8 protein-coding genes are annotated in these 6,575 nt (G+C 63.9%); 2 read left to right on the top strand and 6 right to left on the bottom strand.

What is annotated here, in order from left to right:
- Window positions 1–123 precede the first annotated feature (123 nt).
- Window positions 124–1,491 carry a DUF1254 domain-containing protein gene (locus tag CMI59_RS13870; RefSeq protein WP_293328831.1) on the top strand — a complete coding sequence of 456 codons (1,368 nt, stop codon included), beginning with the start codon at window positions 124–126 and terminating at the stop codon, window positions 1,489–1,491.
- Here CMI59_RS13870 and CMI59_RS13865 read toward each other — a convergent pair.
- The 4 genes from CMI59_RS13865 to CMI59_RS13850 all read right to left on the bottom strand — a co-directional run bounded on the left by CMI59_RS13865 (window position 1,475) and on the right by CMI59_RS13850 (window position 3,465).
- Window positions 1,475–2,281, bottom strand: a complete 807-nt coding sequence (locus tag CMI59_RS13865) for a nitrilase-related carbon-nitrogen hydrolase (RefSeq protein WP_293328830.1) — start codon at window positions 2,279–2,281, stop codon at window positions 1,475–1,477. The genes CMI59_RS13870 and CMI59_RS13865 overlap by 17 nt on opposite strands.
- A gap of 80 nt (window positions 2,282–2,361) precedes the next feature.
- Window positions 2,362–2,820, bottom strand: a complete 459-nt coding sequence (locus CMI59_RS13860) for a hypothetical protein (protein WP_293328829.1) — start codon at window positions 2,818–2,820, stop codon at window positions 2,362–2,364.
- Window positions 2,821–2,826: 6 nt separating this feature from the next.
- Window positions 2,827–3,099, bottom strand: a complete 273-nt coding sequence (locus CMI59_RS13855) for a hypothetical protein (protein ID WP_293328828.1) — start codon at window positions 3,097–3,099, stop codon at window positions 2,827–2,829.
- Between the two features lie 57 nt (window positions 3,100–3,156).
- On the bottom strand, window positions 3,157–3,465 hold the full coding sequence (locus CMI59_RS13850; protein WP_293328827.1) for a hypothetical protein: 309 nt from the start codon (window positions 3,463–3,465) through the stop codon (window positions 3,157–3,159).
- Between the two features lie 165 nt (window positions 3,466–3,630).
- On the opposite strand from CMI59_RS13850, the gene CMI59_RS13845 reads away from it, so the two are divergent.
- Window positions 3,631–4,740, top strand: coding sequence for a DUF2336 domain-containing protein (locus tag CMI59_RS13845; RefSeq protein WP_293328826.1), 1,110 nt, complete (start codon window positions 3,631–3,633; stop codon window positions 4,738–4,740).
- Here the strand turns inward: CMI59_RS13845 and CMI59_RS13840 are convergent.
- Both CMI59_RS13840 and CMI59_RS13835 read right to left on the bottom strand, forming a co-directional pair.
- On the bottom strand, window positions 4,737–5,528 hold the full coding sequence (locus CMI59_RS13840) for a helix-turn-helix transcriptional regulator (RefSeq protein ID WP_293328825.1): 792 nt from the start codon (window positions 5,526–5,528) through the stop codon (window positions 4,737–4,739). The two genes, CMI59_RS13845 and CMI59_RS13840, sit on opposite strands and share 4 nt — an antisense overlap.
- 193 nt (window positions 5,529–5,721) lie before the next feature.
- On the bottom strand, window positions 5,722–6,575 hold an 854-nt coding region (locus tag CMI59_RS13835; protein ID WP_293328824.1), incomplete at its 5' end, for a Rieske 2Fe-2S domain-containing protein.

Below are 6,575 nucleotides of genomic sequence, written 5' to 3'. Positions count from 1 at the left end.
GGCGTTTTTCCATTTCCGCTCTGTTCATAGCAAAAATGTACCTTCAGGGACAATTACTGTCCATCGGCGGGACTAGTCTGCGCGCCGGCAAAAACAGCGGTCCTGAAATCCGGGAAATGAATCATGAATGACACTGTCGCGGCATCGCCTCTCGATGCCGATATGGCGCAGGAAATTGCGGTCGATGCGTATATCTATGCCTTTCCGCTGGTCGTGGCGGAAATTTCCAGGCGCGTACTCACCAATGTGCGGCCCGACCGGGGAGGGAACAGCCTGCAGGTGAGCGCGCCGATGAACCGCTTCGCGCATATGAGGCAGTTTCCCGACGACAGCTTTTCGGCGGTCGTCAGGCCCAATGCGGATACGCTCTATTCGGCCCTCTGGTTCGATGTGAGCGAAGAACCGCTGGTGATTTCCGTGCCGGACTCAGGCGGGCGTTATTACCTGCTGCCGATGATGGATATGTGGACGCATGTCTTTGCCGCGCCCGGCTCGCGCACCACGGGCACGCATGCGCAGACATTCGCGATTGTCGGCCCGGACTGGCAAGGCGACCTGCCGTCGGGTGTGAAAGCCTATCGCGCGCCGACGCCTGTCGGCTGGATGATCGGACGCACACAGACGAATGGCGTAGAGGATTACGAAGCGGTCCGCGCCTTCCAGGCGGGGATCGAGGCCGTACCCCTCTCGGCCTGGGGCGGCGCTGCTTATGAGCCGCCCGCGCCTGCTTTCGACCCGGAACTTGATATGACCGCCCCCAGCGATCAGGTCTTTGCGATGGATGCGGCGACATTCTTCGGCCTGTTCGCAAAGCTCTTGCGCCGCAATCCACCCCATGTGGACGATCACCCGATGCTCGACAGGCTGGCGCGCATCGGCCTCGTGCCGGGGCAGGGGCTCGACATGGAAAGTCTTTCGCCGGAGGTGCGGGCGGCCATCGAGGCGGCGCCGGCGCTGGGCCGGGAAAAAATAGGCGTCGCGATGTTCCGCACAGGGAATCTCGTCAATGGCTGGCGCCTGATCGCCCATCCGATGGGAACCTATGGAACGGACTATATGCGGCGCGCGGTGATCGCCTATTTCGGCCTCGGCGCGGTGCCGGTCGAAGACGCGGTCTATCCCAGTGCCTGGACGCAGGAGGACGGCAATCCCTTCGACAGCGCGACGAAATATGTCATGCATTTCGAGCCGGAGCAGATACCGCCTGCGCGGGCCTTCTGGTCGCTCACGATGTATAATGAAAAACAGCTCTTCGCGGCCAATCCGATCGACCGCTTTGCCATCGGCGACCGGGACAAGCTGCATTTCAATGCGGATGGGTCGCTCGATCTCTATATCCAGCGCGACCAGCCGTCGGAGCCCGAGCGGCAGGCGAACTGGCTGCCCGCGCCGGCCTCCGGCAGTTTTTCGATGAACCTCAGGGTCTATTGGCCGAAGCCGGACGTGCTGGACGGCATCTGGGCGCCGCCGCCCGTCACGCGCCTGGATTGACCGCGGCGTCCCCTTCGACCCGAAACCGCCGTTCATCGAGATAGCAATAGTCCCGGCGGGACAAGCCGACCCGGTTGAGGTCGATCTCGACGGAGCCGATGCCTTCTTCGGTGCCCATTTCCAGAAGCGTGCCGCCGTCGGGCCCGGCGACCATGCTGCCGCCGGCAAAACTCATGCCCTTGCCGTCGCCGACACGATTGGCGACGGCGAGGAAGAGCTGGTTTTCCTGTGCGCGGACGGCGACGGCGCGGCGGTGAACCTCGCCATAAGGGTCCATATTGCCGTTGCTGAGGGCAATGACATCCGCGCCGCGCGCGGCGGCGAGGCGGGCTGGCTCGGGGAATTCGACATCGTAGCAGATGAGCGCGCCAAGCCTGTAGCCGCCCGCATCCGCATCCGCAACCGTCACTTCCGAGCCGGGCCGGAAGATGGCGAGATCGTCGCGCCAGAGATGCGTCTTGCGATAGGCCATGAGAAGACCGCCGGGGCCGATGACGGCGGCGGTGTTGAACAGATCGTCGCCGCTCAGTTCCGGAAGGCCGATGGCGATGACGCAGGAATGGCGCGAGGCGAGTGCGCCCAGTCTTTCGACGGTCGGACCGGTCAGCGGTTCGGCAACCGCCGCCACGCTTGCGCGGTCGGCAAATCCACTTGTCGCGGTTTCCGGCAGGACGATGAGGTCATGCGCCGGTCCGGCCTCTTCGATGATCGCTTCGATACGTTGCAGATTGTCGGGCGCGCGCCCGTCATCGATCCGCATCTGCCCAAGCGCTATCTTCAGTTTACTCATCGAACTCGACTCTGACCTATGGACCGGCCTTCTCCCCGATCAATATACACGAAACGGAAGAGGTCGCTGTCGGCGGGCCCTCAGTTCGTGCCGTCCGAACAGGGCGGCCTGTCGAGGAAGGTGCGGCTTATCAGTTTCACCGCATCCGCGTCCATGAGCTCCGGGTGCCATTCCGCCGTGCGGACGATGCGCGAGGCAAGCTGGTCGTAGCTTCTCGGTCCATCGAGGTTAAGACAGGCATAGGGATCCTTGGCGGAATTGCCGAATATCTTCTTCGCCGCTTCATCCGTATGAAGATAATGGATCACGGTGAAATAGTTGACGATGTACTGGCGGCAGCTTCGTGCAGGGATCGGCGCATGTCCGACCGGATTGAGGTGCCAGGCCGACAGAACCTTGCAGGCGTCGTAAAGCTCGCGGCCCGTGGAGATGCGCGGGCGCGCTTCCCCCGTCTGGACGAACGCCGTCAGGGCCAGGGTAAGCCCGAAGACAAGACCGAAGCCCATAAGGGCCATGCGCGAGCGGGCGGTTCTCGTCATTTGCGATCACGAATTCCCGCCGGAACCGAACCAGCGGTCCCAAAGCTCTTCGCTGCACTCCCGGCCCGACATCTGGCTGGTGATGAGCCGCATGGGACGTTCCACGCTTTCGGGCACGTCGTCCGGATCGCCGCCCAGCGTTTTCGCCATCGGCTTGTAGGCATCCGCGGCCATTTCCCGAGCCAGCATCCGGCACGGGTCCGCGGTGCCGTAATAGAGCAATGGCGCCAGAATGGCGGCGACGATCAGGATGACGATGAGACCGAGAACGGCACGCATATTTTACTCCCCCTCCAGGTCCTGTTCCCGTGCGGGGGACCTGCTCACGATGTTCAATCAGTAGCCGAACGGGCTGGTGGTGGACCGCCCGGCGTTCGGGTCGTTGGCATCCCGCGCGCCGCTGTCGACGCGGCAGGAATTGAAGCCCGCTTTCCAGCCCGCCCGATAGGCGTTGCTGCTTTTGTAGAGCGCTTCATTCCGGTTTGCCGCATCTTTCTTGCCGGATGTGGCCGCCCAGCAGCCCGCGGAATGGCCCTGCCTGTATTCAGGGGTGTCGGCGTAAGACTGTGTGCCCATATCCGCGCAACCGGCCAGAATCGGCAGAATTCCACCAATCAGCGTGAGTGCGAGTGCATATCGGGGCATGCCGCAGCCTCCTTTTCCGGACCATGTCTTGCCATCGAAGATAGGGAGGCGGCGGATAAGGCGCAAATGCGACCATCATGCTTTACGAGGTTTTAACAGGCCGGGTGCTTCACTGAGGTCGGGATTTATCAAGGAGCGCCGCGCGACGTCGCGCCCGCATCGTAAATGGCTCTGGGCATTACGCAGAATAGGACCGTCGACGCGCCTGCCGATACCGGCCGGGACGGAGAGACCGTGTTGCGGCGGATCGCGGATCTGGCGCTGCTGCCGAGTAATCTCGTGCCGCCGCAGGAGCGCAGCCTGCTCGACGGCGTGCTGGCGCAGCTGGTGAGCCGCCTCGATGAGGGGATGCGCCTGCGGCTGGCCGAACGGCTGGGGCAGCAGAGCGATTGCCCGCGCGAACTGGCCATGGCGCTGGCGCGCGACGATGTGAAGATTGCCGAGCAAATCCTGCTGGAAGGCATGCCGCTTGCGGACGGCGATCTGGTGCGGATCGTGTCGGAGAGCGATGAGCCGCATCGTTTCATCATTGCAGGCAGGCGCGGGCTTTCGAGCGCCGTTGCCGACGAGATCATCGAGCATGGGGAGACGGCCACGATCTGCCGCCTGCTCAACAACCGGTCCGTGCGCCTTTCCCTGCGCGCCATCGAAATCCTCGTGGCCCGAAGCGCCAGCGACCCGGAATTCCGCGAACCGCTGCTGGCGCGGTCCGAACTCTCCGCGCGTCTGGCGCAGCTTATGTTCTGGTGGTGCGAAGGGGGGCAGCGGCTGGAAATCATGCAGCGCTTCACCGTCGACCGCTCTCGTATTCACGACCTCCTCGATCCCATTCTCGGGGATGGAGAGGGTTTGCGCGGCATGGACGATGCGATGCGCGTGGCGCTTTCGCTATTGGGGCGGCCGCGCGAAATCGACCGTGAAAAGCTGATGTCGCTGGTTGCCGGTGTCGGCAAGGGCGAACTGCACAGGTTTTCCGAAGACCTGGCGGCGATCTCCGCGGTCAGGCCGGAAACCATGTACCGTATACTGAACGATCATGGCGGCGAACCGCTCGCGGTGTTTGCCAAGGCGATGTCGCTTTCCCGAAAGGAGTTCGGGGAACTGATCGTCGTTACGGTGGACGCCCGTCAGGAAGGCCTGCCGACCAAGCAGGACCTCGACCGGATCGGCGGTCTGTTCGACAGTCTTACCGCCGACAAGGCCGATGTCGCGTTGCGCTATTGGGATGTCGCTATGGGGACCGAAGCCGGACGGGCGGAAGGCGAGGGAGCCTAGTCCGCCGCCGAGGCGCGGGTCAGCTCGGCGATGATCTCCGGCCCCGTCTCGCGTGCCTCGTCGCCGCCGGTTTCGTCCAGCACGACTGCCATCTTGCGCCGGAAACCCGGACCGCTCACCAGCTCTTCAAGCGAAAGCCGTGCGCGCTGCGCGGTGTCGATAATGTCCTGCTCGGCCCGGTCGATCAGGTCGAGCACCATGCGCGTGCTTTCCAGCATGTCGTCGATCCAGCCTGCAAGCTCGGGATCCTGCATCTTGAGCGAAACGGCATCCGACACGAGCTGCGTCACGGCGCGGCGCACCGCCGCCGTGTCGAAATCGCCGCCCACCAGCGTCAGCAATGTGCGGACCTGCGCATTGACGCTGTTGATGAGCGCGGCGCGCTGCCGGGCCCGCTTGCGCCCGGTATCGGTGACGGGCGCGAGATCGTCGAGCGAGACGCGCAACACATCGGCAATCGCCGCCATGGTGCGGAAGCTGCCATCCTTCTTGCCGGTCTCGATTTCCGAAAGATAGGGCGCGCCGACACCGGCGCTGCGTGCGAGGTCGATCGCCTTCATCCTGCGATGTTCGCGCCAGACGCGGACGGGGTTTTCGCCATTGGCGATGCGGCGCGCCACCGGCGCGGGGACGGGCGTGAGCGCATGTTCGAGCGTCGCAGCGGCGCTGTCGCGCTCGGCGGCCTTTTTCAGCGCGTCGTAGCGCGCCACGGGCAGCACGACGAATGCAGGCTCGCCATTTGCGCCTGCAATGCGTTGAACGCCGTCATCATCGTGTTTCTGGGTCATCCCGCCGGCCGGAGATAGGGCTCCATCCCGCCGGGCTCACGGCGCGGCGGAAGTGAAGCGCAACGATTCGCTCCTGTGTGAATCAAAGCACAAGGGCTTAGTCATGTCTAACCACGTCCATTTCGGATGAAAGCCGTGTTGGACAGGCGGTTACGCGCCATGCGGCAGTCCGGGCGGCAATCCGGACGGAGGGTCAGCTCCGCCAGCGCAGCGTGGCGGCTTTGACCGGATTGGCGAAGGGACGGCGCTCGTTTTGCGCGGTTTCCCACTCGTTTTTGAGCTGGTTGTACCACTTGGCCTGCACATCGGCGTCATTGATGAGCATGAGCCGCGGATCGAAGCGCAGGCCTTCCTGCTGCAGGTTCACCATGTCGCGGTCCTGCTTGAGGAAGGCGCGGACGAAACCGCGCGCGACGGGCCGCAGGAGCGAAAGGAGGGGCATGGTCCAGTAGAAGCTCTGCGTGATCTCCGTATGCGCCTCGTCGACCGGCGTCACGCTGGTCAGGCCGATGACGCGATGCTTGCCGACCTTGATGTGCTCGATACGGATGCCCGGCAGGCGGAAGCTGATCTCGGTGGTCGGCGCGCCGCCCAGAAGCTTGTAGGCGAAGGAATTGCTGGAGGGCCGGTGCTCCACCATCTTGAAGCCAAAATCGGCGGGCGCAAACTCTTTCGCCTTTTCATGGATGGAGCGCGCGCTGCGCCAGTACCAGGACTGATGCACGAAGGGGCCGTGCGCGGGATCCATCAGGCCGATCACGGCGTGATCGATATGGCAGTTGAAGACCATCGTTTCGCGAAGCCGCGGGGTCGCTGCATCGCCGATATCGGGCATGACGGGCGGGTCGATCTCCGGTACGCGGTCCGGCTCGTCGGGCGAGGCCATGAAGACCCAGATATTGCCCTGCACCTCGCGCGTCGGATAGGCGCGCACGCGGATCTTGTCGACCTCGACATTCTGCTCGGGCACCAGCGAGGGAATTTCCGCGCAATGGCCGTCGGTGCGGAACTTCCAGCCATGATAGGGGCACTCGACCGTGGCGCCGG

The sequence above is a fragment of the Parvibaculum sp. genome (assembly GCF_002684405.1).
In the GTDB taxonomy this organism is placed as follows: Bacteria; Pseudomonadota; Alphaproteobacteria; order Parvibaculales; family Parvibaculaceae; genus Parvibaculum.
Note: the sequence above shows the minus strand (reverse complement) of the source record. Positions and strands in the feature narration are given on the sequence as shown.